Origin of the sequence: Bacillus sp. FSL W7-1034 (assembly GCF_038593365.1) — a bacterium.
In the GTDB taxonomy this organism is placed as follows: Bacteria; Bacillota; Bacilli; order Bacillales; family Bacillaceae; genus Bacillus; species Bacillus altitudinis.
Genome location: NZ_CP151989.1, coordinates 758,646 through 784,374, shown reverse-complemented (window position 1 = coordinate 784,374; position 25,729 = coordinate 758,646). Strand labels below are relative to the sequence as shown.

At 43.1% G+C, this 25,729-nt stretch carries 23 protein-coding genes; 8 read left to right on the top strand and 15 right to left on the bottom strand.

All coding sequences use genetic code 11. The annotated features are described in order from the left end of the window. Window positions 1–48: 48 nt before the first annotated feature. Both NST73_RS03870 and NST73_RS03865 read right to left on the bottom strand, forming a co-directional pair. A complete protein-coding gene (locus tag NST73_RS03870) occupies window positions 49–1,773 on the bottom strand; it encodes a methyl-accepting chemotaxis protein (RefSeq protein ID WP_024720238.1) in 1,725 nt (574 codons plus the stop codon). A 31-nt stretch (window positions 1,774–1,804) separates the two neighbouring features. Continuing rightward, on the bottom strand, window positions 1,805–3,463 hold the full coding sequence (locus NST73_RS03865; RefSeq protein WP_008341763.1) for a pyridoxal-dependent decarboxylase: 1,659 nt from the start codon (window positions 3,461–3,463) through the stop codon (window positions 1,805–1,807). A gap of 578 nt (window positions 3,464–4,041) precedes the next feature. Between NST73_RS03865 and NST73_RS03860 the strand changes: the two genes are divergently transcribed. Both NST73_RS03860 and NST73_RS03855 read left to right on the top strand, forming a co-directional pair. Beyond that, a complete protein-coding gene (locus NST73_RS03860) occupies window positions 4,042–6,024 on the top strand; it encodes an LTA synthase family protein (RefSeq protein WP_008341764.1) in 1,983 nt (660 codons plus the stop codon). Window positions 6,025–6,126: 102 nt separating this feature from the next. Beyond that, window positions 6,127–6,714: a YjgB family protein gene (locus NST73_RS03855; protein ID WP_058336531.1), complete on the top strand. Its 588-nt coding sequence runs from the start codon at window positions 6,127–6,129 to the stop codon at window positions 6,712–6,714. Window positions 6,715–6,754: 40 nt separating this feature from the next. On the opposite strand, the gene NST73_RS03850 is transcribed toward NST73_RS03855, so the two are convergent. Further along, a complete protein-coding gene (locus NST73_RS03850; protein WP_058336532.1) occupies window positions 6,755–7,258 on the bottom strand; it encodes a DoxX family protein in 504 nt (167 codons plus the stop codon). 194 nt (window positions 7,259–7,452) lie between these two features. Here NST73_RS03850 and NST73_RS03845 point away from each other — a divergent pair, with 194 nt between their 5' ends. Continuing rightward, window positions 7,453–8,211: a DUF817 domain-containing protein gene (locus NST73_RS03845; RefSeq protein WP_058336533.1), complete on the top strand. Its 759-nt coding sequence runs from the start codon at window positions 7,453–7,455 to the stop codon at window positions 8,209–8,211. Between the two features lie 18 nt (window positions 8,212–8,229). On the opposite strand, the gene nagE is transcribed toward NST73_RS03845, so the two are convergent. Continuing rightward, on the bottom strand, window positions 8,230–9,594 hold the full coding sequence (gene nagE, locus NST73_RS03840) for an N-acetylglucosamine-specific PTS transporter subunit IIBC (protein ID WP_048002726.1): 1,365 nt from the start codon (window positions 9,592–9,594) through the stop codon (window positions 8,230–8,232). Between the two features lie 190 nt (window positions 9,595–9,784). On the opposite strand from nagE, the gene map reads away from it, so the two are divergent. The 3 genes from map (at window position 9,785) to NST73_RS03825 (ending at window position 11,091) form a co-directional block, all read left to right on the top strand. After that, window positions 9,785–10,534 carry a type I methionyl aminopeptidase gene (map, locus tag NST73_RS03835; RefSeq protein ID WP_008341769.1) on the top strand — a complete coding sequence of 250 codons (750 nt, stop codon included), beginning with the start codon at window positions 9,785–9,787 and terminating at the stop codon, window positions 10,532–10,534. A 123-nt stretch (window positions 10,535–10,657) separates the two neighbouring features. Next, window positions 10,658–10,819 (top strand): hypothetical protein, encoded by a 162-nt coding sequence (locus NST73_RS03830; RefSeq protein ID WP_008341770.1) that lies wholly within the window; start codon window positions 10,658–10,660, stop codon window positions 10,817–10,819. Between the two features lie 134 nt (window positions 10,820–10,953). After that, the gene (locus tag NST73_RS03825) at window positions 10,954–11,091 is read left to right on the top strand and encodes a YflJ family protein (protein WP_008341771.1); all 138 of its coding nucleotides are present in this window, start codon (window positions 10,954–10,956) and stop codon (window positions 11,089–11,091) included. Between the two features lie 41 nt (window positions 11,092–11,132). Here the strand turns inward: NST73_RS03825 and NST73_RS03820 are convergent, their stop codons facing one another. Then, window positions 11,133–11,783 (bottom strand): MOSC domain-containing protein, encoded by a 651-nt coding sequence (locus NST73_RS03820; protein WP_144680255.1) that lies wholly within the window; start codon window positions 11,781–11,783, stop codon window positions 11,133–11,135. 117 nt (window positions 11,784–11,900) lie between these two features. Here NST73_RS03820 and NST73_RS03815 point away from each other — a divergent pair, with 117 nt between their 5' ends. Continuing rightward, the gene (locus NST73_RS03815; RefSeq protein WP_178896595.1) at window positions 11,901–12,179 is read left to right on the top strand and encodes an acylphosphatase; all 279 of its coding nucleotides are present in this window, start codon (window positions 11,901–11,903) and stop codon (window positions 12,177–12,179) included. A gap of 14 nt (window positions 12,180–12,193) precedes the next feature. Here the strand turns inward: NST73_RS03815 and NST73_RS03810 are convergent, their stop codons facing one another. The 3 genes from NST73_RS03810 to NST73_RS03800 all read right to left on the bottom strand — a co-directional run bounded on the left by NST73_RS03810 (window position 12,194) and on the right by NST73_RS03800 (window position 14,488). Then, entirely contained in the window at window positions 12,194–12,619 is a 426-nt protein-coding gene (locus NST73_RS03810; RefSeq protein WP_144680257.1) for a hypothetical protein, read from the bottom strand. Between the two features lie 100 nt (window positions 12,620–12,719). After that, on the bottom strand, window positions 12,720–13,826 hold the full coding sequence (locus NST73_RS03805) for a nitric oxide synthase oxygenase (protein ID WP_047946767.1): 1,107 nt from the start codon (window positions 13,824–13,826) through the stop codon (window positions 12,720–12,722). Between the two features lie 104 nt (window positions 13,827–13,930). Then, on the bottom strand, window positions 13,931–14,488 hold the full coding sequence (locus tag NST73_RS03800; RefSeq protein WP_039168079.1) for a PadR family transcriptional regulator: 558 nt from the start codon (window positions 14,486–14,488) through the stop codon (window positions 13,931–13,933). A gap of 113 nt (window positions 14,489–14,601) precedes the next feature. On the opposite strand from NST73_RS03800, the gene NST73_RS03795 reads away from it, so the two are divergent. Next, a complete protein-coding gene (locus NST73_RS03795) occupies window positions 14,602–15,087 on the top strand; it encodes a phenolic acid decarboxylase (RefSeq protein WP_008341777.1) in 486 nt (161 codons plus the stop codon). A 63-nt stretch (window positions 15,088–15,150) separates the two neighbouring features. On the opposite strand, the gene NST73_RS03790 is transcribed toward NST73_RS03795, so the two are convergent. The 7 genes from NST73_RS03790 to ribD all read right to left on the bottom strand — a co-directional run bounded on the left by NST73_RS03790 (window position 15,151) and on the right by ribD (window position 25,664). Continuing rightward, window positions 15,151–16,791 carry a M14 family metallocarboxypeptidase gene (locus tag NST73_RS03790; RefSeq protein WP_135010350.1) on the bottom strand — a complete coding sequence of 547 codons (1,641 nt, stop codon included), beginning with the start codon at window positions 16,789–16,791 and terminating at the stop codon, window positions 15,151–15,153. A 181-nt stretch (window positions 16,792–16,972) separates the two neighbouring features. After that, window positions 16,973–18,271, bottom strand: coding sequence for a citrate:proton symporter (locus NST73_RS03785; RefSeq protein WP_024719341.1), 1,299 nt, complete (start codon window positions 18,269–18,271; stop codon window positions 16,973–16,975). Window positions 18,272–18,462: 191 nt separating this feature from the next. Then, window positions 18,463–19,440, bottom strand: coding sequence for a tripartite tricarboxylate transporter substrate-binding protein (locus NST73_RS03780; protein ID WP_024719340.1), 978 nt, complete (start codon window positions 19,438–19,440; stop codon window positions 18,463–18,465). 2 nt (window positions 19,441–19,442) lie between these two features. Continuing rightward, window positions 19,443–20,141 carry a response regulator gene (locus NST73_RS03775; RefSeq protein ID WP_017366803.1) on the bottom strand — a complete coding sequence of 233 codons (699 nt, stop codon included), beginning with the start codon at window positions 20,139–20,141 and terminating at the stop codon, window positions 19,443–19,445. Between the two features lie 3 nt (window positions 20,142–20,144). Beyond that, window positions 20,145–21,740 carry a sensor histidine kinase gene (locus NST73_RS03770; RefSeq protein ID WP_342499401.1) on the bottom strand — a complete coding sequence of 532 codons (1,596 nt, stop codon included), beginning with the start codon at window positions 21,738–21,740 and terminating at the stop codon, window positions 20,145–20,147. A 142-nt stretch (window positions 21,741–21,882) separates the two neighbouring features. Next, on the bottom strand, window positions 21,883–24,465 hold the full coding sequence (locus NST73_RS03765; protein ID WP_342499400.1) for an exosporium glycoprotein BclB-related protein: 2,583 nt from the start codon (window positions 24,463–24,465) through the stop codon (window positions 21,883–21,885). Window positions 24,466–24,581: 116 nt separating this feature from the next. Next, a complete protein-coding gene (gene ribD, locus NST73_RS03760; RefSeq protein ID WP_342499399.1) occupies window positions 24,582–25,664 on the bottom strand; it encodes a bifunctional diaminohydroxyphosphoribosylaminopyrimidine deaminase/5-amino-6-(5-phosphoribosylamino)uracil reductase RibD in 1,083 nt (360 codons plus the stop codon). Window positions 25,665–25,729: the final 65 nt, after the last annotated feature.

The window sequence follows — 25,729 nt, the reverse complement described above, 5'->3', positions numbered from 1 at the left end:
TTAAGCATAGCAAAAAAGCTGACTCTCTCACAAGAGCCAGCTTTCTCGTTATTTTTTGTCGATTTTAAAAGTAGATACCATTTGTGCCAAGTCCTCTGACATGTCAGAGAGCTGTTCAATCGCACTTGAAATTTGCTGCATGCCAGCACTTTGTTGTTCTGTTGCTGCCGCTACTTCTTGAGAGCTTGCCGCATGTTCTTCTGACACGACCGAAATTTGTTCAATCGATGTAGAAATTGTTTGATAAGCGCGTTCTACCTGCTTAATAGATTGAAGCAAATTGTTCGTTCTGCTTGCAAATTGAGACACTCCATCATAAATACCAGCGAAGTTCTGCGAGGTGCCTTTCATTTGCTCACGGCCTTCTTCCACTGCTTTACTGCTTTCCTCCACGCTTTCAAGGACACGCTGACTATTTTCCTGTGTGCCAATGACTAAGTCTGAGACCGTTTTAGCTGCATCAGCTGACTGTTCAGCTAACTTACGGACTTCATCCGCCACAACAGCAAATCCTTTTCCTTCTTCTCCTACACGGGCGGCTTCAATAGAAGCATTCAGTGCAAGCAGATTCGTTTGCGCTGAAATGTCCGTAATAATGGAGATGACACTTTCAATTTCTGTTGAATGTGATTGCAATTCTTCTGCCGCCTGCTTTGAGCTTGTCATCATGTCGTGTAACATGTTGAGATGTTCAAGCACATGCTGCACCAATTTTTGACCAGATTCTGACTGCTCTTGTACTTCTGATGAAACAGATTTCATTTCATCCACTTCTTTTGTCACGCCTTCGATTTGAGTATCGATTTCCGCAACAGATGTTGTGCAGTCTGTAATGTTTGCGACTGAATCATTGATTCCTTCACTCATATTCGTCATCGCTTCTGACACTTGTTGTGCACTTTGACTAGATTCTGTTGTCACTGTGCGAAGCTGTGAAGACATTTTCGACACTTCACTTGATGAGTTTGAGATCTTTCCAATAAGCTCTTTGATCCGTCCCTGCATTTTCTGGAAGGAAGCTGCTAATTGACCGATCTCATCTTTACTTTGAACTTCTACCATGCCAGTTAAATCACCATCTGCAATTCGATCTGCTGATTCCATTAATGAACGTGCTGGTTTTGCAATTCTTCTTCCCATGAAGAATGAGAAGAGTAATCCACCGATGAGCACAATCGCAGATGCTACTGTAATATAAATTGTCAGCTTTTTCGTTGTTGCTGGAACAACAGACGCATCTAAGTCAATTCCTAAAATCCCCGTGAGTTCACCGCCTGAATCTTTAATTGGTAAAAAGACGGATTTATGAGTCCCATACGAATCAACGTAAATGTCGCTTTTGACCATTTTATCTTCAGAAAGAGCTTGTTTCATTTCATCTGAAAAGACATAATCTTGATCAAAATCATTGTCTTCCCCTGTTAGTACGATGATTCTTTCTTTGCCGCCCTTATTTGATAACACGTATAAGTTCTCAAGCGTATGATCTTCTTTCAGTTCTGTGAATTTCTTTTTGATCTCCACATAAATAGGATCATCCTTCCCGCTAATGCTAAGGACATTTCCATCCATATTATCGATTTCTTTTTTCGCTGTATCAATATCTGTTGTTAATCGATAATCAAATTGCTTTAATAATTGGGAAGATAAATCCTGGCTAACTAAATAAAATGTTAGAACGAATAATGCAACGGTTGCGAGTAATGTTACGACAACGACTGACATGATTTTGGAGGATATCGTAAGTCCTCCAAACTTCCTTTGTTTCGCCATTTTTTTCTACATCTCCACTCTCAATTTTAATTTAAGCCTCTACACTTTCAAATTGTCCACAAACAGATGCAATCACATCTTTTAAATAAGATACGATATGAGGGATATGCTCCGGTAACGTATAAGGTGAAATCACAAAAAATTTACTCACACTTAGATAGAATTCTTGACCTTCTTTGGCATTGACTTGTAAAAACTTCGTTGTATCGCCAAAGAACATTTCGTCTCTTTTCTCTCCAAGCTTTTCAAAGAGGATTTTGTTCAAATCATTGTTGCGCTCAATTTCCATAGCAGTTGCTTCTCCAGACACTTCTTCCTTAAAACGAGGAGAGCCGTCTAGGTAAATTCTAAACAATGTAGCCATTCCGACATTGTCATCATTGACGACTTCTGCTTGTGGAATTTCCTGACGAAGTGCTTCTCTAAATGCAAGGTTCACCTCTAAAAATTGACCGAGCAAGCGCTGGTATCCTTCAATTCCAAACGTTAGCAGCACACTTAGCATGCTGATGGAGCTTCCCATTCTTGAGCATTCCAGTGTATAACCCGTATGGTATTCGCCGTAGCCTCTATGTCCAACGTATGGTGTCTCTTGTTCTTCCAGATCTAAACGCTTTAGGTCTGCTGCGTTTTTCACTAAGAATAAACTAGATGTGTACGGCGTTTGGCCGAGCTTTTGAAAGTCAAAGCACATCGTGTCAGCAAGAGAAAGATGCTGGAATTTCGCTTTGATTTCTTTTAGCATACGAAGAACACCATCTGAGAATTGCAGCGGGTTTTCAGATACATCATACTCATTAAAGAAAGCAAAGAATCCACCAAGCGCCGAATCCGCATGAATATGCGGCACCTTGAGACCATACTCCTCAGCAATGGCTTCTGCCGTTTCACGTACCCCTTTTACATCATCAATTGCAATGGCATCTGTTGTTCCGGTTGTTGCCACAATATAAACGGGAATTCCGCCATTTTGGGCAACACGTTCCATTTGACAACGCAAATCTTCCATATCCATCGAATGATCTTTATTCGTCTTAATTCTGATTAAGTTGTCTGTGCCAAGCCCTGTTGCTTCCATTGACTTAAATAAGCTGTAATGTGCTGCATCAGAACAAAACGCATAAAGATTTTGCGGGACACCTTTTCGTAATGACTCCGGTGCAACTTTCGAAATTGCTAAACGAAGCCCCGAGAAAATAGCCCCTTGACCTCCCCATGTTGTGTAGCCCCCGCTCACATTTGGATCATATCCGATGAGCTTAGACATCATTGAGACCACTCTGACCTCAGCTTCTGCGCCTGCTGGTCCATACACATCCCATAGGTTGTTTCCGTTAACCAGCATAGCCGTCAGCATGCCTAGAATTCCTGGTGTACTTGCCATTGGCAAAATGTTCGTGAAGAAATACTTCGTGTGGTATGGATGATTATGTAAAAGCTTCAGTAATTCTTCATTCACAAGTTCCGCTTGTTGTCCGTTCATCGGAATTTGACTTGTTTCAGTGAGCTTTTTGTAAAAGTCCTCCTCACGATTCTTTTCACCTTTTAGGTGAGCACGGTTCGGATCCTTCAGGTCATCGACCCCTGAAATGATCTGTTCCATTAATTTAATGAGTTCTTTCCGCTCTTCTGCATTTCCGTCCTCACTCGGAAACCAGTTCTGAACGAGGTTCTGTGCTCGTACAGTCATATACTATCAATCCTTTCAATGGAAGATTTCCTGTCACTGTCTATATCGACCCCGTTTCAAAAGTTTATAGTGTCGAACTGTTCGCTTAAGTATATTTAGATAATTTGTTCGCTCGTCAAAACGAATAAAACCCTTACACTGCACATCAAAACCTTTATGTTTATGAAGCAATAAAATATATCAATATATTTTCATGAAGGAATTATTATCCAGTGATTTCATCCATTCATTCCCTCATTTTTTTTACTTAACCTGCATAAACATTAATAAACACTGGAAATTCACCTAAAAGCACCATTGTAGGAATCAAATTAATTCTTTAGACTTGTGTCTTTTTACCTGTTTTATTGATATAGCAACAGGAAAATACCAGAATTTTCTGTCAATAATAGGATGAATTTCATAAAAAGTTTTTCGAAGATCGAACATTTCCGATGTCTTCCCATTTTTAGCGCGGACAGGCTGCTTTACCGGCTCACCGGTTATGACTTTTCTATTTGTGCATTTCATGGTATATTCTAATGGTTCGTTTTCTTTCGTTCCGCCTCTTCCGTTTAACGGAGAAAAGGAGTGTTTAAATGAAAACATTTATTCAAAAAAGGGGCCTCGGCTTCTTTGTAATTGCAGCCATCTTGTTATGGCTCAAGACGTATACAGCTTATTTAATCGAATTTAAACTTGGTATATCAAATGTGCTTCAGCATATTTTGCTTTTTGTGAATCCTATTAGCTCCAGCTTGTTCTTTCTTGGCTTTGCTTTATTGTTCAAGAAAAAATGGCAGCCTGCCGCTATCATTGTGATTCACTTTTTCATGTCTTTTTTACTTTACGCAAACATCGTGTACTATCGATTCTTCAATGACTTTATCACGCTGCCTACAGTGATGCAGGCAGGAACGAATGGCGGACAATTAGGTGATAGTGCATTTTCACTCATGCGTTGGACTGATATGTTTTATTTTCTCGATACCATCATCTTGATCGTACTCGCAGTCCGCATGAAAAGACAGCAGCAAACAAGTACAGCGACTGTACCTGTTCAAAAAACAAAATCGTTTAGACTCGTTCTTGTGTCCTCTGTTCTGATCTTTGTTGTCAACTTAATCGCAGCAGAAATTGATCGCCCAGAGCTTTTATCAAGATCGTTCGACCGCAATTATTTAGTCAAATACTTGGGTGCTTATAATTTTACGGTGTTTGATGCCATTCAAAATGTGAAATCAAACAGCCAGCGTGCCCTGGCAAATTCAAGTGACGTAACAGATGTAGAGAATTATCTAAAGGCGAACAGCGCTGATCCTAACCCGGCTTATTACGGAAAAGCGAAAGGCATGAACGTCATTACGATTTCTCTTGAATCACTGCAAAACTTTGTCATTGATTACAAGGTGAATGGAAAAGAGGTCACTCCTTTCCTAAATTCATTAGCCCATGACAACAAAACGTTTTATTTTGATAACTTCTTCCATCAAACAGGACAAGGAAAGACATCTGATGCGGAATTTATGATGGATACGGGGCTTTTCCCATTATCACAAGGCTCTGTGTTTATTAACAAAGCTCAAAACACATATCAGGCGCTTCCTGGCATTTTGAAAAAGGACCAATACACGTCCGCAGAATTCCACGGGAATACAAAAACGTTCTGGAACCGAAATGAAATGTTTAAGTCCTTTGGATATGACAGATTTTACGATTCTGAGTACTACGATATGAATGAACAAGATACGAAGAACTATGGATTGAAAGACAAACCGTTCTTCAAAGAATCCATGCCAATGCTTGAAAATCTGAAACAGCCGTTTTATTCAAAATTCATTACGCTGTCAAACCACTTCCCATTTGGTATGGATGAAGGTGATACTGATTTTGAACCTGGCGACTTTGGAGACTCCGTCGTTGATAACTACTTCCAATCTGCTCATTATTTAGATGAAGCCATTGAACAGTTCTTTAATGACTTGAAGACATCTGGTCTCTATGACAATACCGTCGTCATTATGTACGGTGACCACTACGGCATTTCAGAAAACCATAATGAAGCGATGGAAAAAGTGACTGGCGAAAAAATTGGAGACTATGAAAATGCCCAGCTTATGCGTGTGCCGCTCTTTATCCATGTGCCAGGCGTAAAAGGCGGACAGATTCATAAATACTCTGGTGAAGTGGATGTTGCGCCTACCCTTCTCCACCTGCTCGGAGATGATACGAAGAACTATTTAATGTCTGGTTCTGATATCTTATCGAAGAACTTTAAAGAGCTTGTGCCATTTAGAAATGGAGACTTCGTGTCTAAGGACTACACGAAAGTAGGCAACAACTATTACAGCAACAAAACAGGTGAAAAAATCGAGCCGACTGAAAAGGCATCACAAGAAAACGAAACGGTGAAAAAGATGCTAGAGACATCTGATAAGATTGTCACGGAAGATTTACTCCGTTTCTACAAACCTAAAGGCTTTACACCAATTGAACGCAATGATTATGACTACACAAAGAAAGTACAGGATGAAAAAGATTCCTCTTCCGCCAAAGATGAATCCAGCTCGTCTTCCAAATAACTTTCTCATTTAAGGCCCCAGCCGATCCAAGATCAGCTGGGGCTTTTTACGTTTGATCCACATGGCACCGGGTATAGTTGAAGAAGGAGGGATTGATTAATCATGAAAAAAACAGCAGCTTTTGTCGTGACCGCTTCACTCGCTTCTTCCACCTTATTCGGTTTTAGCCCGGCGATTTCAGCACACACCATGACCAAAACGGAGACAGAACAGTCCATTCCTCAAGGGCCGAAAGCAGCGCTAAACAGCATTTATCAGCTCGCACATCAAGGACAAATGCCATACTATGCAGAAGGACTCAAAATAGGGGTTCAAACAAAAAAAGACGTTCGGCATAAACTAGGACAGCCTTATCCAGAAACCGGTCAAAGCGGCTTTGATTTGTATCATGCTGAGATGGGGAACCCAGGATTTGCTTTTCACTATGACAAAAAAGGCAAGATTAACGAAATCCGTTATTTTGGAACAAATGTAGAAAAAGAAACGAATATCGGAGGAATGACTCCTTCCCTATTAAAGAAACAGCTTGGTTCAGCAGATTCAGTCAGCACCATCCCGCAAACAAAAGAGAAAAAATACGTTTATCAGACCGGTGATTATGAGCTCGAATTTATCGTCGGACATGATCCAGATATCAGTCAGCACGAGCTGACTGTGGTGCATATTAACCTCATCAAAGCCGGTTCTTAAATAAAAAGCATCCTGAGTTTTCTCAGGATGCTTTTCTTTATTATGATGCCACTTCTAAATGCGGCTTTCTTTTCAGTTTTCGCTTAAGGATTGGACCTGCTACATAATCAAGACCAAATTTTCCGGCATTTCCTTTCGCTGCTATGATAAAGACGGCGATCAGAAGAAGAAGCGGGTTAACAGAGACGGTTCCAGCTAGTAAGAAAGAGACATTCATCACGCTTCCAAAAAAGGCTGCCGTTGTTGTGAACAATCCAACAATTAATCCTAGACCAACTAAGATTTCTCCCCACATGACCATGACACTGAAGAGTCCGGCATTTGGCAACGCGACATTTTCTAAAAACCAAACATAGAACGGATAAACAAGATGTCCATCTTTCACAACAGGTTCAGCTATGGCAAATTGCAAATATCCTGATGCATCGAATCCGCCTGTTAGTTTTCCAATACCAGATGTCAGCCAAGTCCATCCGATATAAAGTCTTGCTGCCAAAAGGATAACCGCTGCCCATACATTCGTTTGTAAGAATTTTGTAAACATGATGATGCCTCCTTTTAAATTATGTGAAATATTTCACATTTTCTTTATGATCTTATTATACTATGTAAATATCATTTGTGATCCTTTTCACATATATATTCACAAATTGTTCATGAATATCTAGTCGAGGTAAACTTTTCCCTTGCTATTTCCGTCTAAGTTATTTCAGACAGTAAAAAGGGGTTACATTTTGTATGAAAACATTATTTCATTTTGCTTATTTACAGGCTATTTCATGTCTATTCCCCGTCATGATCTTTACAGCGCTTGCCCTATCAAAGATCGTGTCTATTCCTTTTCTTCCTCGATATGATGTTATTCTTCTGCTTTGCCTTATCGCACAGCTCCTCATGCTGATGCTGCGGCTTGAGACACTGACAGAGTTGAAGATTATTTGTCTCTTTCATGTGATTGGAATAGGCTTAGAAATCTACAAAGTACATATGGGTTCATGGTCCTATCCTGAAGAAGCTTATACGAAAATTTTTGGGGTTCCGCTCTACAGCGGCTTTATGTATGCCAGTGTGGCAAGCTATATTTATCAGGCACTGACTCGGCTTCGCGTGAAGGTGAATGCGTGGCCTCACCCGTTTCTTTCAGTGGGGATCAGTTTATGTATTTATCTCAATTTCTTTACTCATCACTGGATTTATGATCTACGCTGGTGGCTGACCTTACTCCTAGTGGTTGTGTTTCGAAAAACAACCGTGTCCTTTCAGGTCGGTTCATCGACCTTTCGCATGCCGCTTGTTATCTCGTTTTTACTGATTGGCTTTTTTATTTGGGTGGCCGAAAATGTCACGACCTTTTTAGGAGCATGGCAATATCCAAATCAGCAGCATGCTTGGTCTCTCGTCCATCTTGGTAAAATCAGTTCATGGTTTTTACTTGTTGTCATCAGCATTGTACTGGTGATCGAACAGCGAAAACAAAAAAACGTTCAGCCCATTTGATCTGGCTGAACGCTTTTTTTAGTCCCGAGCGACTTCCTTGCGAAGATCATCGGCGACAAATTCGACATTTGTTCCAATGATGATTTGTACGGAAGTTTTTCCTGACGTCAGTACCCCTTTGGCACCTGCTTTTTTCAATGTACCTTCATTTAATAAATTGGTATCTTCTACTGTTAAACGAAGACGGGTTGCACAATGGTCAATTGTGGTGATATTGTCTTTGCCGCCTAGTCCCTCTACGAGCATACTTGCTCCAGCAGTATGTGTATCATCACCTGAGATATCTTCGATGTCATCATCTTCCCTGCCCGGTGTTTTTAGCTTTAACAATTTAATCAGGAAATAGAAAACAACAAAGTAAATCACGCCATAGATGACCCCAACTACAAGTAACAGAATGGGCTTTTGTGCTATTCCAAAACTTAAAACGTAATCAATCGCACCCGCTGAAAAAGCGAAACCGCTATGAATGCCTAAGGTGTTGACAATAAAGAGCGAAAGACCAGTTAATATCGCATGAACACCATATAAAAGTGGAGATAAAAACATAAATGAGAATTCAATTGGTTCTGTGATTCCTGTAATAAATGACGTCAGTGCCATTCCAATCATAAGACCGGCTGTTGCTTTTCGTTTTTCAGGCTTTGCGGTCACAACCATCGCAAGACATGCCGCTGGCAGCCCGAACATCATCACTGGGAAGAAACCAGTCATAAAGACACCTGCACTTGGATCGCCTTTGAAGAACCGTGCTAAATCACCTGTCGCTCCGCTGAATTCACCGAATTGAAACCAAAATAGATTATTCAACACATGGTGAAGTCCTAATGGAATGAGCAAGCGGTTAAAGAAGCCAAACAGCCCGGCACCCGTTGCTCCAAGACTTAAAATCCACTCTCCCAAATCATTGATCACACTTTGAATTGGAGGCCATACATATCCAAAAACGGCTGCTAATAGAATGGTAAAAAGTGCTGTCATAATTGGCACAAGCCGTCTTCCACTAAAGAAACCTAAGTATTCCGGCAGTTTCGTGTCCTTAAATTTATTGTAAACGTAACCTGCCAAAAGTCCGCACAAAATACCACCCAATACCCCCATATTGTTGGTCGAATTGATCGACGTGGTACCAGCTGACAAAATAAAATAAGAGATCGCTCCAGATAACGCCGCTGCCCCGTTACCGTCCTTTGAAATACCAATCGCTACACCCATAGCAAAAATTAAAGCCAAATTCGCAAAAATTGCATTTCCTGCTGCATGAATAAACGGGATGTTGAATACATCTTCACGCCCAATAGCCAAAATGATACCCGCTGCAGGAAGCACAGCGATTGGAAGCATAAATGATTTTCCTAACTTTTGAAAAAACTGAAACACCATCTTATTTCTCCCCCCTTCGTCATCATCATGAACAAATCTCTCATGATGTTCATAAAAAATATATCATATGCACATCTAGTTATCTATACCAATTTGTCCACATCTCACCCGAATCTCAGCCTTTACTCTTTTGGCGTAAAATGTGGTAAGCTATTGAATAGAATGAAGTTATAGAAAGCGGGAATGAACAGTGATTGTCAAACATGATCATGAGTTAGAAGCCTTAAAAAAAGTCGGCCGAATTGTCGCTTTGGCAAGAGAAGAAATGAAAAGCCAAGCGAAACCAGGCATGTCTACAAAAGAATTAGATTTGATTGGGAAAAAAATATTAGAAGAGCATGGAGCCAATTCAGCTCCTGAAAAAGAATATGATTTCCCCGGTACGACTTGCATCAGTGTCAATGATGAAGTCGCACATGGCATTCCAAGTGAAAAAACCATTTTACAAGAGGGCGACCTCATTAATATTGATATCTCAGCAGAGCTTGATGGATATTATTCCGATACTGGGATTTCATTCGTTTTAGGTACAGGAGATGCTCGTCTTGAAGCATTATGCCAGTGTGCAGAGGATGCATTCCTTGAAGGATTAAAGCACGCGAAAGCCGGTAAAAGACAAAATCAAATTGGCCGTGCGGTCTACAATACAGCGAAAGAACAAGGATTTACCGTCATTAAGAACTTGACAGGACACGGTATTGGGAAAAGCCTGCATGAAGCACCTAACCATATTTTGAACTATTATGATCCATTCGATAATGCTTTGTTTAAGAATGGGACAGTCATCGCCTTTGAACCTTTTATTTCAACAAATGCTGAATCGATTTATCAAGCGGATGACGGCTGGACATTTAAAACACCTGATAAGAGCCTGGTCGCACAGATTGAACATACGATTGTGATCACAAAAGACGAACCGATTATTTTAACAAAGCTGTAAGCAAGCAGGTCCCTTCCTTCACTGGAGGGGATTTTTTCATGCCCGTTTCACGAATCTGTCACGACTAAACAAAAATGCCTGTGGTAAAATAGGCAAAGATATGCGAAAGGGGTCTTATTTGATATGTGGTTCATCATCATCGGTGTTATCTTCTTTATTGAAAGTATTATTTTAACGGTTGTAGGTATTAAGAAAAAACAATCCATGATGACCTACCTCGGTATTGTCATCATGATTATGACAGTGGGCATGATCATCGTTACCCTCAACCCGCCAAATTCATAAATGATTATTTCCAGCATATACATGGATCATAGGCAGATAGAATCAGTTTTCATTTCTAAACACCTGCACACTTTTCACGTCCTTTTTTGAGATGTTACAATGCAGGCAGTTTCCATTGAAAGGAGTTTTCTATCATGCATTATGGTAGCAAAGGCTGGTATGTCGAAGAATTAAAGAAGCTTGGTGTGACCAAGCATGAAGGAAGAAAGCTTCAAAGCTTTAAAACTTATTTCCTTGCAAATCTTCTTGAGCAAAAGAAAACGAGCTCTTAAATGTTGAAAAGCCGTACATCCATATCAGATGTACGGCTTTTTTATATGGGCTGAACACGTTTTTCTAAAGACTTCCTGACCACTTCTGCTAAGGCATCTACGTCAAGAACTGCTTTCAGCCTGTTTTGATCTACTTGACGGTATTTAACTTCATTGACTTCGTGGACAGTGATGGGATGGGGCGCTTTTTCGACTAACACAAGAGCTTCATCAGGAGAGACCATTCCTTCTTTCAGCACACGCAAATAAAAACCGGTATATCCCGTTTGCTGCACTTCCTTCACAAGCTTCATGTTTCCATGCTTAAGAGAGAGCTTCACACATGGCTGTCTTGGCTGGCTGACCTCAACAATCGCTTCCCCAAACTGAAATACATCTCCAATACGGACTTCTGTCTCTACAAGCTGATGCACGGTCACATTCTCACCGAAGGCTGCCTCCTGTAACGGCACCCCTAAAAATTGCTCAAAATAAGTATAGTGATCATATGGAAAGACGCAAATGGCTTTATCATCACCTCCGTGATGGACCAAATCACCCTGGCCATCTCCATCAAAATTGAGCTTACTCAAATAAACAGGCTCGTGAATACGCTTTTTGTTGATGGCTGTTTTGATTTCTTTACCATTCACATAGGTGGTGATAGGTTGCCCTACTTGAATTCCTTCGATGTCGTACCTTGTCTGCCCCACTCTCGCCATCTCCTTTGATTGTCTGATTGCCTTTTATTTTACATGGTTTGACAGTCAAATCATAGTCGGTACGTGAAGGAACGAGGCAGGTTATGGTACGATGAGAAAAAAGGAGAGATGACATTGGTTCATTATCACGCTATTGTAAAAGGACGAGTGCAAGGAGTCGGTTTTCGATATTTTGTTCAAGGAGAGGCCGTCAATCGAGGGATAAAAGGCTGGGTACGCAACACAGATGAGGGTCACGTGGAGTTAAAAGTAGAAGGAGAGCAGCAGGAGGTTTTTGACTTTTTAGAGACCGTCCGTAAAGGCAGTCCTTTTTCAAAAGTCACACATTTTGACATGGAGCCGCTCACCAAGTTCGCCCATTATCAAGACTTTCGGATTAGAGGATAGTTGATGTGTGTCCTTTATTTCACAACAGTAAATGGGTTTGCAACATAATATCCAATCAAGGTTGTACGTGAAGCATCTTTGTAGAGACTCACATGAACATCATAGTTGGCTGATCCACTGTTAGGAAATAATAAACGAGTAGGTGCTGCGAAAGCGTTTTGTCCAGAGATAGACCCTTCGTGTGTAAAGACTGGTGTCACTGGGAAAGTAAGTTTTCGAATAGTAGCTGTATAATAAAGTGTTTCATTTGTTGTTGCGGTCATGTTGACGTTGACCTGAGGATGAAGCGAAGTATAAGTTGAACGATCGGTTGTCACCTTTAAATCGATGACATTCTGAACTATTGTTCCAGTAGTTGCTTTAGCTCTCTCATCACCTAGCGGTAGAAATCCGTTGAAACTGAATACAGCCAAAAATATGAGCAACGTCATTTTTTTCATCTCTATTCCCCCTTTTTGATTTCACCGACATTAAACCATCATTTACCAAATCAAACAACATTCAAAAGACTCATTTCATACAAAAAAACCTAGCTTTTCGCTAGGCTCTTTCCGTCCCGTGGTAGGGTTTTTCCTGATAAAAATAATTCGGTTTCACGATCGTATTGTCATAGTGACGATGGAAGATATGCGTAGCAGCTGGTGATACTGGCGGAATCAGCCATGTCCAATCACCAGTCAGCTTACGGTCAGCCTTTTCTTCCTGTTTTTCAAATTGTTTGAACTGATGGGCAGCTGTATGATGATCCACAATGGTCACCCCTGCTTCCCGGTAAGAATGAAGAACCGCCACATTCAACTCGACAATGGCTTTGTCCTTCCAAAGTGACGCATTCTTTGTCGTGTCCAGTCCTAAAATAGAAGCAACTTTTTTCAGCATATTGTAGCGGTTTTCGTCAGCTAGATTTCGTGCGCCAATTTCTGTTCCCATATACCATCCATTAAACGGTGCCGCATTGTAATGAATGCCGCCAATTTCTAATTTCATATCAGCAATAATCGGAACAGCATACCATTTCAGTCCTAAATCACCGAATCCATCATATTCAGGATGGGTGATCTCTACCTCTTGAACGATCTCTCTCGGAAGATCATACAGAACCGGCGGCTGATCTTTTAGCTGAAACATAAGTGGCAGAAGGTCAAAATGCGTGCCTTCGCCTTTCCAGCCATGCGCTTCACACAACTTGGTTAATTCAAGTGATGCCTCGTCCCCAATGATGCCATATTCCGACTCATATCCCGCATAACGAACGAGTTGATGATTATAAATAACGACTTCCTTCCGTCCCTTATTCTCTGGTGGGAAGATGGTAATGGACGGTTTGATTTTACCCCCATTTGTCGCATACTCAATATGATGAAAGAGTGCCTCTTTCACCTCATCTTCTGTTGTCACGTGCCGGCAGTCATGCACATGCAGTGTTGACCAAAACAAGCGCCCAATGCACCGGTTGCTGTTGCGCCATGCCATTTTTGCCCCGTGAGCTAATTCTTCCTGCGTATGAGTATACATACCGTCAGACTCAATTTCTTTTTTTATTTCATGCAGACGTGCTGCTTTTTCTTCATTTGACTTGCCTAATTCTTCATAGCATACAGAAATAAAAGCTTCTGCTTCATTCCACAACGCTTCTTGGTTACTCAAACATACTCGCCTCACTTTAATACGAATATATCCATTGTAGCGGTTTCTATTGATAAATTCACTTGTTTCAAACCATTTTTTATCATATCGTGCGACGATTGTCCTTAGACAATGGATGAATCAATGACTTCAAGGGTCTTTTGGAGCCAGCGAACATACCCTTTTTCCCTTTCAATTGCTCTTGTCAGTACTAAATAATGCCCGAATTGTGTTGAATGCAGTGATTGGGCAGATGGATCTTCTTCTGTTAAAACATTCAGTTTCTGTTCAAGCATCTCTACTTTCTTTGTTCGCTCCTGCAGCTGATGTGAGAAGAGACCGGCCGCTTCTTTTTGATCCATAGATGAGATAAAGAACGTTTTTAACATAAATTCATCTTTTGTTGTGTCTGGAATCGGGCCTTTTTTCCTTAACCACTCATGCAGTTCTCTTTTTCCTGCATCAGTGATTTGATAAACCTTCTTCTCTAGCTTCTTTCCTTGTATGTGAATATCAAATTCAATAAAACCCTCTTCTGTTAGCCGCTTTAATTCAGGGTATATTTGACTATGCTTCGCACTCCAAAACTGTCCAAGGGAATCTTCAAAGTGTTTCTTCATATCGTATCCCGTCAGCTCACGCTGATCTAGTAAGCCAAGAATGGCATATTTCAGTACTCTCATGACATGCCTCCAACGCATATTCTTTGACAATAGTATACCATACACCCTAAAATAAACATGTAAATCGTGACATGTTTGAAACAACATCATTTTAATTGAAAGAAGGAATAAACATGGATCAATTCGTTGGACTTCATATGATTTATACGTATGAAAATGGCTGGGAATATGAGATTTACATTAAAAATGATCACACCATTGATTACCGCATTCATAGCGGAATGGTTGGAGGCCGCTGGGTTCGTGATCAAGAAGTGAATATTGTGAAACTGACAAAAGGGGTATACAAAGTTTCCTGGACGGAACCGACTGGGACAGACGTGTCTTTAAACTTTATGCCTGAGGAAAAACGCATGCATGGCGTCATTTTCTTCCCAAAATGGGTGCATGAACGTCCAGATATCACCGTTTGCTATCAAAATGACTATATCGACCTCATGAAAGAATCCCGTGAAAAATATGAAACCTATCCGAAGTATGTCGTACCAGAATTCGCAGACATTACGTACATCCACCATGCTGGGGTAAACGATGAAACGATTATCGCAGAAGCACCGTATGAAGGCATGACCGATGAGATCAGAGCTGGACGAAAATAGAAAAAGCGGCACGCACTGTGCCGCTTCTAGGGTGGTTGACAAAGGGCTAAAATGAACTTGATTTTAGTCCTTTTTATTTATACCTAACGTCTTTTGAGATAACAAGAATCGGTAAACTGGTAGTTCATCGCCTACTTTCGATGCAATAAAACCTGATGACATATAGCTGTCTTTTGATTCTGGTTCAAGGGCAAGTGACAACAAATTGGTCTCTGGCTGTGCAGTCACATATACCTTTGTTCCTTTTGGCAGTTGACGTTTCTTTTCAACGAGTCTCGTTTCAAGCTGAATATCTGTTTTGCTTGTTTCCACTCGTTTTGTCACCTCATAGGCTTGAACTGGCACTTTCATGCCAACTGGCAAAGTCACACTTTTCAGTCCTAAAGTTCTAAGTTTTCGATCTACCCCTTCATGTCCAGGGAGAATGAGATAAGCTGTTGGCCGTTCTCTTGTCAATACAGGAACCGCATCACTTGCACTATGAAAACGCACTGGGACATTGGTGGTTTGTCCTTTCTCAATATCCACCATTTCAAGTGAATCGTTCACAGGCGCCTTGAAAGCATCTTGAATGACTACTTGATCATCATCGTTTGATTGAAGACCTTTTTTCACAAGTTTCAGCCGCTCCGTCACCATTTGCTGCTTCACCTGCTTAGCATGCTTCACTGTTGTCTCAATGATTTTTTCATGAGTGGTGACTTGTGCTGCCACACGCCGAGTAAAGTCCTCTCTGCCAATTCCAATCCCCCTACTTTCTACAAGAAATGATAAAGCTGGTGAAAGCGCCAGGGCATTTCGGCCAATTCGTGCATCGGTTCCGCCTTCATAAAGGTCGATCTTTCCGTCCTTTCCTCTTGTGTTTGTATAATATAAATCGTTGGAAAATCCTTTATTCGTCAATGTTTCACGTACTCCGTTGACGTACAATTCATTTGACGTGAAACGAATGCTTTCAGGAATGTTTAAATTCTTACCGGATAATATCAGCAAATCGTGATACTTAAGAGCACCTGATGCACCGATGTCTTCAAACTGCTTTTGACCGACATCATATTCATGGGCATCGATGACGACCTCGGGCGCATAGCGATTAAATTCTTGATGAAGGGCTGTCAGCTCTGGAGATTCTAATGTCATGTGGTCACGGTTGCCATCCATTCCGTTTGCAAGCCTGCGGTCAAATGCATAAGAACCATCTGGGTTGATTCTTGGGACAATGATGACGTTGACATGGCTCAGGATACGCTCTCCTTCATCACCTGCTAGTCGTTTGGCGATGACAAGGGCAGATTCACCGGAGGCTGGTTCATTTCCGTGTATTTGTGCTTGGAGCCAGATCGTTGGCTTTTTTGACAGTGGAGAGATGTGACGATCCTTTGTAAAATAGAGGGCTGGAATGGACCTGCCTTCAATGGATGTTCCAATCTGTTTCTGCGTGGCGTAAGGACTTTTACTGACAATGTCACGTAAAAAATCTTGAAGCTCTTCTTGTGTGGTAAATGCTTTTCCTTTTTTCTGAAAAGCAGGGGTATCAAACGTTTCGTCAGGCTCAGGATACAGTTTTTGAACCGAGGCTGGCTGCTCATAGCTTTTTCCATAATAAGGGGTCTCTGCATTCGCTGAAGCTGGGGTCACCATCGACAAACTTCCTGCCATGAGGCATACAGCAGCAAAAAGAATGGTACTTTTCTGTTTGGACATGCTATCCTCTCCCTTCGTTGATTTGCATTATAAAGAAAAAAACAGCAAAAGTGTCAGCATTTTTCAAAAATATATCTTTTGGAGGAATCATGTATGGCTTTATATAGGGCAAATGAATGGAGCTTGCCCTGTAATAGGACCTAAAAAAGAGCGCCTGCATGAGCAGCAGACACTCTTCTCATTACCAGATCGAAATGGCCCCAATGAGAACCGCCATCACTGTCATGGCGACGACTGCAAGAACCGCCCATTTCATGCCAAATTTCTGATGCTGATCTAGTGATACCCCAACGAGTCCAACAAGTAAATGAGTCGATGGAACAAGTGGGCTTAACATATGAATCGGCTGACCAATGATAGATGCCCTCGCAATCTCAATTTTATCGACACCGTATGCTGCCGCTGTTTCTGATAGGATCGGCAGTACCCCATAAAAGTATGCATCATTCGGCATAAAGAAAGTGAAGATCCCGCTTGTTAGCGCGACAATGACTGGAATAAACCCGCCAAGCTGCTCTGGAATAGCTGAAACAATCGAAATCGCCATTTCATCAACCATTTTCGTCCCAGTTAAGATGCCTGTAAAAACACCTGCCGCAAAAATCATCGAAGCAATCGCCAAAACATTTGTTGAATGAGCCGCAATCCGCTCACGCTGCTGCTCTAAATTCGGATAGTTCACGATAATGGCGACACAGAAGGCAAGAACAAACAGAACCGTTAAGCTTACTTTTCCTGACACAAGCAAGAGAACCAATAGCAAAGTCAGTGTCAGGTTAAACCACCAAAGTTTCGGTCGCTTAATATCATCTTGCAGTGCCGCTGCCATTTCATTGGCATGAATCGGCTGTTCGAGCTCAATAACACCAAGACGTTTTCTTTCAGACTTCCCAAGAAAGTATGCCACCACAATCATGCTCAAAACCCCTGCGCCAATGACTGGAATCATCGGGCCAAATAAAAGTGATGGATCAACGCCAAGTGCACTTGCCGCTCTAGGTGTTGCCCCTCCCCATGGAATCGTATTCATAATCCCCATGCCGACTCCGGCGATACCCGCTAAAATAATCGGACGAATGCCAAGCAGTGTAAATAACGGAAGCATGGCTGTTGTTGTAATCATGTACGTTGTGGTTCCATCACCGTCAAGTGCGACAAGCATCGTCAGGACAGCTGTTCCGACAACAATTTTTAATGGATCGCCTTTGACGATGTTTAAAATTTTTGCCACCATCGGATCAAATAAACCTGCATCAATCATAATCCCGAAGTACAAAATGGCAAACATGATCATGACCGCCGTTGGTGCAACTTGCTGTACACCTTTGACAATCATGTCTGAAATTTCTGTAAAATGAAAACCTGCAATAAGAGCAAATGCAATCGGTGTTAATACCAATGCCGTTAGAACAGACATACGTTTCGTCATAATTAAAACCATAAATACAACCATCATAAGAAATCCTAAGATCGCTAACATTTTGTTCACCCCTTATGTTGTATACGCTTTCATTAAATGTTGGTATCCCATTTCCAACCCTTTCTGTCATGATATCTGACGCCTGAATTGAAGTAAATATTATGAATTTTAATTCTTTTTTGGTCGATAAATGCTTTTTGTTCATTTTGTGCAATTGTTGTTCTTTGTTGGTTCCATGAAAAAAAGCGGTCTCATTTGACCGCTTGTTCTCCTTGTATAAATTGCTCATATCGCCTTAATTGATCTTCCATAAAGACCTTTGCTTCTTTACTGTTCATATAACGGCTTGTCCAGCCTTTTTGTTTTAACTGCTTTTTCCATGACTTCGTTTGCGTCATTTTTTGAAGAAGCTGATCCCATGCTCGAATGTCGTGCTGATTCATTTGCTTTGGTCCCATCACACCACGCCAATGAGAGAAGATGAGCGGAATCCCCTGTTCTTTCCAAGTGGGCACGTCTTTGAATCCTTCTAAACGCTGATTCGTTGTGGTCGCAACAAGCTTCAGTCTTTTCTTTTCATAATCATGGCGAACCTCTGTAATGGTCGTAGTTGCCGCATCTACCTCATGGTCAATGAGTGCTTGAAATAAATCATCTGCACTATCAAATTTTAAAAACTGAATGCGGTACGGATCAATTCCTGCCATTTCAGCAGCCCGTGCGAATGAGATTTGATCATCATTTCCAAAGTCCGGGGCAAACCCAATTTTTAAGGAATCTGGTTTCTTTTTTAGTGCGTGTAATAGCTCCTTTCCATCTGAGAAAGGAGAATCAACTGGCACTGCGACTACCTGCCACTCTTCCGCAAGAATAGCAAGCGGGGTGACATCATTCATGGTCACGTTACTGCTGCCCAGCAAATTACGGCTTAATAATAAGCTCGAATTTAAACTGATATAATTGGCATCTCGCTCCATCATATAGGTCCATCCTTTATCAACCGTTCCGCCTCTTTGATAAAGAATATGCACAGGCTCTTCCACTAGCTTTTCTTGTTCTAGCACGGTTTTCATCACTTGAGCTGTTTGATCAAATCCGCCATCAGGTACACCTGATACCACAATATATAATGGGCTGTGCTCCAGGAAAGAATCTTTTGCTGTTTTTTCATTAAAGGTGAGCGTTGTACAAAGGCAGACCAAAATGAGTAAGAGTATTCCTTTTTTCATTTTTATGACTCCGTTTGTTTTTTGGCGGGATAATATTTCCGTTCTGGTCTACCAATGATTCCATACGCCAGCTCTGCCCGGCATTCTCCCGTTGTCACAAGATACTCTACGTATCGTCTTGCTGTTGTGCGTGATGCGCCCATTTTTTCTCCGAGTTCTTCCGCTGTAATTCCGTTCATCTCTGCTGTCATGAATGTTTTCACCTTGTCCAAAGTCAATGAATTAATGCCTGTTGGCAAGTCTCGTTCATCCTTTTGCTGCGATTCTTCCTGTATTTGACCAAAAAACAGATCAATCATCGTTTGATTGACTTCATCTTTTGAATTGATTAACTCTCTCTTCTCTTTATATTCGGTTAAAACCTGCGTGAATTTTTGGGCGGTCACTGGTTTGATTAAATAATGAACGACTCCATAATGCAATGCGTCTCTTAACAGCATCGTTTCCGTTGCAGCCGTGATAATGATCACATCCACTTCAGGATGGCGCTCTCTTAACAGCGGCAAAAGGTTCGTGCCGAGCTCATCAGGCATGTAGACATCAAGTAAAATGAGATCCACTTGTTCTTTTTGAAGTGCCTCCCACAGATCCTTTGCACTCTTTGCCTTGCCGGCCACTTGAAAGCCTTGTACCTTTTGTATATAAGATTCATGAATCGCAGCGATTCGAAAATCATCTTCCGCAATGAGTACCTTGATCACAACCTATTCCCCCTTTGTGCCTTTCGGTATGTAAACAGTGAAGATGGCACCGCCTTCTTTTTGGTTCGCAACTTCAATCCAGCCCCCAAGTTCATCTAGCACTTCTTTGACATTGGCAAGTCCATAACCTCGCCCTTCTCCCTTTGATGAATGTCCTCTTGTGAAAAGTTGTGAAATGGCTCCTTCATCTACACCGTCCCCTGAATCAGATACCTCTATGATAATATCAAATCCAATATCTGTGATGAACAAGCTGACTTCTCTTTTCTCTTTATTCAATACAGCCTCAAACGCATTGTCTACGAGATTGCCAATGATGGTAATAAAGTGAGATAAACTTAAATGGGCTGGGAGCGGCTCCAATGAACTATTTTCATCAATGTGAAAATGAACCTTTTTCTCAGATGCCTTTCCTAACTTCCCAAGTAAAATGGCTTGTATCTTCGGAGAGCGAATTTGCTTCATGAGTAAATCATGCTGGCGATTTTGAAGTGTATACTCTTCTTTAATTAACTCAATGGCTTCATCCACTTGTTTCAACTCAAGCAAGCCTAAAATAGCGTACAGTTTATTCGAAAATTCGTGTGTTTGTGCTCTCAAGTCTTCTGAATATTGACTGACCTCTGTCAATGTATCCAGCAGCTTTGTCAGCTCGGTTTTCTCCCTGAAACTCACAATTCCTCCAAATACTCGATTGTCCTGCACCACTTTTTTGACATTTAGCACGAAGGTTTTATCATTGACGACTGATTCTATGTTAGGTTCAATCGTCTCTACCTTTAGATAGGAAAGAAGATTGGCATTTGGCAACACTTGATCAATATGAAGAGGCAGCGTTGAAGAGACGCGTAGCATCTGTTCAGCTGACGTATTCATCATCGTAATGGCACCTTTACGGTCAAATGCAATGATTCCCTCTTTAATCGCATGCAGCATCGCTTCTCTTTCTCGATATAATGAAGCAATTTCATGCGGTTCAAGCCCTAATATGTCTTTTCGAATACTCCTTGTTAAAAAAATCGCTCCAAAAACCCCAGGCAAGAGCACAAGAAGGGCAATATAACTTAATTTGAAGAGTTGATGAGCTGTCGCTTGATCGATATCTCTTTTTAAAAATTCGACACTGACTGTCCCAATAATTTCTTCATGACTGCCTGTTTCTTTCATAATCGGGGCACTGCCTCTGACAACGGTTTCACCACCAGAATCACCTGTAGATATGGAGGTTCCTCCAAATAGCAGTGTACTTCTTCCTTCCGACACACTGATGGTTTTTCCTACATCCTCATGATTCGTATGAAAAAGAACCTTCCCTTTTTGATTGGTGATAAAAATGGCATGCGCTCTTACTTGCTCTTTCATTTGCTCAAGCACATCCTGTTCCTCATTTTGGGAATCTCCCGTGGCCACCGATGTTTTAATGGGCGGCATATAAGATATCGTTCTAGCAGTTTGCACCGCCAGCTGTTCAGCTTGGCTCTGCCTTTCTGATGTCTGCAGAAAACCAAAACAAATGGTCAATAAGGCAATAACAACAAGCAAAAGACCAATAATTAACCCCAAAATTTTTGTTTGTAAAGTGACTTTCCTTTTGCCCATCCTCACCGCCACAACCCCTAATTCAGTAGATTCACCCGAATAGACTTTAAGAAAATCATATCATTTTTTCTCATGAAGTTAAGAAAAAATTCACACAGACTAAAAAAGGACGACTCAGTATTGAGTCATCCCTGTTTCTTTATTACGTGATGGATAAACCAGCACTCGCATAGCCTGCTACGGTGTTAATTAAAGATAAGCCTGTTGCAGTAGCAGAGAATACGACAAGCAATCTTGTTTCTGGTGTGACCGGTACACTTAGCCCTGTAGCAATTCCGTTTGAGATAGCGCCAAGCGTTAAAATTCCGGTTAATGCTGGAGCTAATGTGACACTTGCTACTTGAGTGAAGCTGTTATTTGGTGTTGGTGAAGCAAATAAGCTAGCTGTCACTGTAATACTCGTGCCAACTAGAGAAAGAGCGGCTGTCGTGCTAAAATAGCCCGCAAATGACGTAATGGTTCCTGCTCTTGGAACTGAGAACGCCATGTTTAACAATGTTCCTGCTGCTCCGGTTAAATCAATGATTCCGCCTACGATACTGACACCAGTTGCCGAGCTACCAAAGCCGACCAAGCTAGATGTACCAACGAGACCGCCTGCGATGGTTGTTAATGCGACAGGTAAACCTGATGCAAATGGGATAATCGCACTCGATCCTGTTGCACCAGTTGCGCCCGTGGCTCCTGTTCCTGTAGCCCCTGTTGCACCCGTATCTCCTGTGACTCCGGTGACTCCTGTTGCTCCGGTTGGACCCGTATCTCCCGTGGCTCCTGTTGCTCCGGTCGCTCCGGTTGGACCTGTATCTCCGGTGGCTCCTGTTGCTCCGGTCGCTCCGGTTCCTGTTGCTCCCGTGGCTCCCGTATCTCCTGTGGCTCCTGTCGCTCCGGTGGCTCCTGTCGCTCCGGTTGCGCCGGTATCTCCAGTAGCGCCGGTCGCTCCGGTTCCTGTTGCTCCCGTGGCTCCCGTATCTCCGGTGGCTCCTGTCGCTCCGGTTGCGCCGGTATCTCCTGTAGCACCGGTCGCTCCGGTTCCTGTTGCTCCTGTGGCTCCCGTATCTCCGGTGGCTCCTGTCGCTCCGGTTGCGCCGGTATCTCCGGTAGCACCTGTCGCTCCGGTTCCTGTTGCTCCCGTGGCTCCCGTATCTCCCGTGACTCCTGTCGCTCCGGTTGCGCCGGTATCTCCAGTAGCACCGGTCGCTCCGGTTCCTGTTGCTCCCGTGGCTCCCGTATCTCCTGTTGCTCCTGTTGCTCCGGTGGCTCCTGTATCTCCTGTAGCGCCGGTCGCTCCGGTTCCTGTTGCTCCCGTGGCTCCTGTCGCTCCGGTTGCGCCGGTATCTCCGGTGGCGCCGGTATCTCCGGTGGCTCCTGTCGCTCCGGTTGCGCCGGTATCTCCGGTGGCTCCGGTCGCTCCGGTTCCTGTTGCTCCCGTGGCTCCGGTCGCTCCGGTTCCTGTTGCTCCCGTGGCTCCGGTCGCTCCGGTTGCGCCGGTATCTCCGGTGGCTCCGGTCGCTCCGGTTGCTCCTGTATCTCCAGTAGCACCGGTCGCTCCTGTTCCTGTTGCTCCCGTGGCTCCCGTATCTCCTGTTGCTCCGGTCGCTCCGGTAGCACCTGTATCTCCAGTAGCACCGGTCGCTCCGGTTCCTGTTGCTCCCGTGGCTCCCGTATCTCCGGTGGCTCCGGTCGCTCCGGTAGCACCTGTATCTCCTGTAGCACCGGTCGCTCCGGTTCCTGTTGCTCCCGTGGCTCCCGTATCTCCGGTGACTCCTGTCGCTCCGGTTGCACCTGTATCTCCTGTAGCACCGGTCGCTCCGGTTCCTGTTGCTCCCGTGGCTCCCGTATCTCCTGTGGCTCCTGTCGCTCCGGTTGCGCCGGTATCTCCAGTAGCGCCGGTCGCTCCGGTTCCTGTTGCTCCCGTGGCACCCGTATCTCCGGTGGCTCCGGTTGCGCCGGTATCTCCTGTAGCACCGGTCGCTCCGGTTCCTGTTGCTCCTGTGGCACCCGTACCTCCTGTGGCTCCGGTCGCTCCGGTTGCGCCGGTATCTCCTGTAGCACCGGTCGCTCCGGTTCCTGTTGCTCCTGTGGCACCCGTATCTCCGGTGGCTCCTGTCGCTCCGGTTGCGCCGGTATCTCCTGTAGCACCGGTCGCTCCTGTTCCTGTTGCTCCTGTGGCACCCGTATCTCCGGTGGCTCCTGTCGCTCCGGTTGCGCCGGTATCTCCTGTAGCACCGGTCGCTCCTGTTCCTGTTGCTCCCGTGGCACCCGTATCCCCCGCAGCTGCTAGTAATGTATAATCTGGAGACGTACCTGGCGTACCTGTTGGTGAAGCTGTATTCGCCACATACGTACTTCCATCAAATGTCACCACTTGACCTTCTGGATAGGTTGGGGCATCCGCTGGATCAAATGCTACGATACCAGTTAAGCCTACACCGGTTGCGCCCGTTGCTCCTGCTGGACCCGCTGGGCCTACTGGACCCACTGGACCCGCCGGACCTGCTGGGCCTCTTCTTCCTCTTCCCCCTGGCGGTCCTTGAATGACACACACACAAGGATCTTTTCCGCAGCATGGATTTTTTACTGGTTTCCTTGGTTTGTCTGATTTACCTTTCTTACAACTATCACATTCCCAGCCATCATCCTTATACGCATCATACCAGCTTCCTTTTTGGTAGTGGTCTGTCGAATGAGTTGGGTATATCTTTCCGCATTGTCTACATTTTCTCATAGAATCACCCCAATCCATCGTATTCATCATGATCGATAAAGGTGTATGTACAATTTTATTTTTATCAAAAAATTTGAAAGGTCTTGCACTCTGCGTGCAAGGACCTCTCTCCATCGTTAAAATGTCATCGTCATTTTTAAATCTTTTCCTACCATACTATATTCAATATCCGCTGGACGGATCGCCTCTTTTAGTTTTTTTACTCCTTCTCCTTCAAAAAAAGTAGGTGCATCTTTCCCTCCAATCAACAAAGGTGCCATATAGATAACAGCTTCGTTCACAAGTGATGCTTCTAAAAATGATGCACTCACACTGCCCCCTGCCTCTACAAGCACTGACATCACAGAGCGCTTCTTCAACAGGTGTAACACATCCTGAAGATCTGTCCGGTGTTCTCCGCTTGTGACAAATACTTGATGACCTTTTTGTATCAACTGTTGATACTTTTGATGATCATAATCTTGTGATGTACAAATTATGGTTTCTGCCCTATAATCTGTTAAGCATTTGGCATGAAGCGGTATCCTTAATGTTGAATCTAAAATGACACGAATGGGCTGATGGTTGAATGAATCCTTTACAATTAAGCCGGCATCATCTTGAATAATCGTTTCCACTCCTGTCAGCACCGCATCTGCTTCTTGACGTAAGCGCTGCACTTCTGTTCTCGCCTCTATTCCTGTGATCCATTTGCTTTCTTGCTCAGCCGTGGCAATTTTCCCATCTATCGAAATAGCTGATTTTAAAATGACATAAGGAAGGTTTGTTTGCATCAAATGAAAAAAAGGAGCATTTAAACGATCTGCTTCCTGTTTACATATACCTTGCTCCACTTCAATTCCAGCCTTTTTCAAAAAGGCAATTCCTTTACCTGCAACAACCGGATTCGGATCTTGGGTGGCAATCAGCACTTTCTTCACACCACTTTTGATGATCGCTTCGGTGCAAGGGCCTGTTTTTCCGTGATGTGTACAAGGTTCGAGTGTCACATACATGTCAGCTCCCTTCGCCTTTTCTCCTGCCATTTGTAGCGCATGAATTTCAGCATGAGGCTCGCCAGCCTTCATGTGCGCACCAATCCCAACAATCTCACCGCTCTGAACAATCACTGCACCAACAAGCGGATTGGGTGAGGTTTGTCCTTTCATCGCCTTCGCGTTGGCAATCGCCAGCTTCATATAAAAAACATCGTCTTTCATCTCGGACTCCTTTCTTCTCTCAAGGGAAAGAACTCCTTCAGAAAATGAAGGAGTTCTATTCTCAT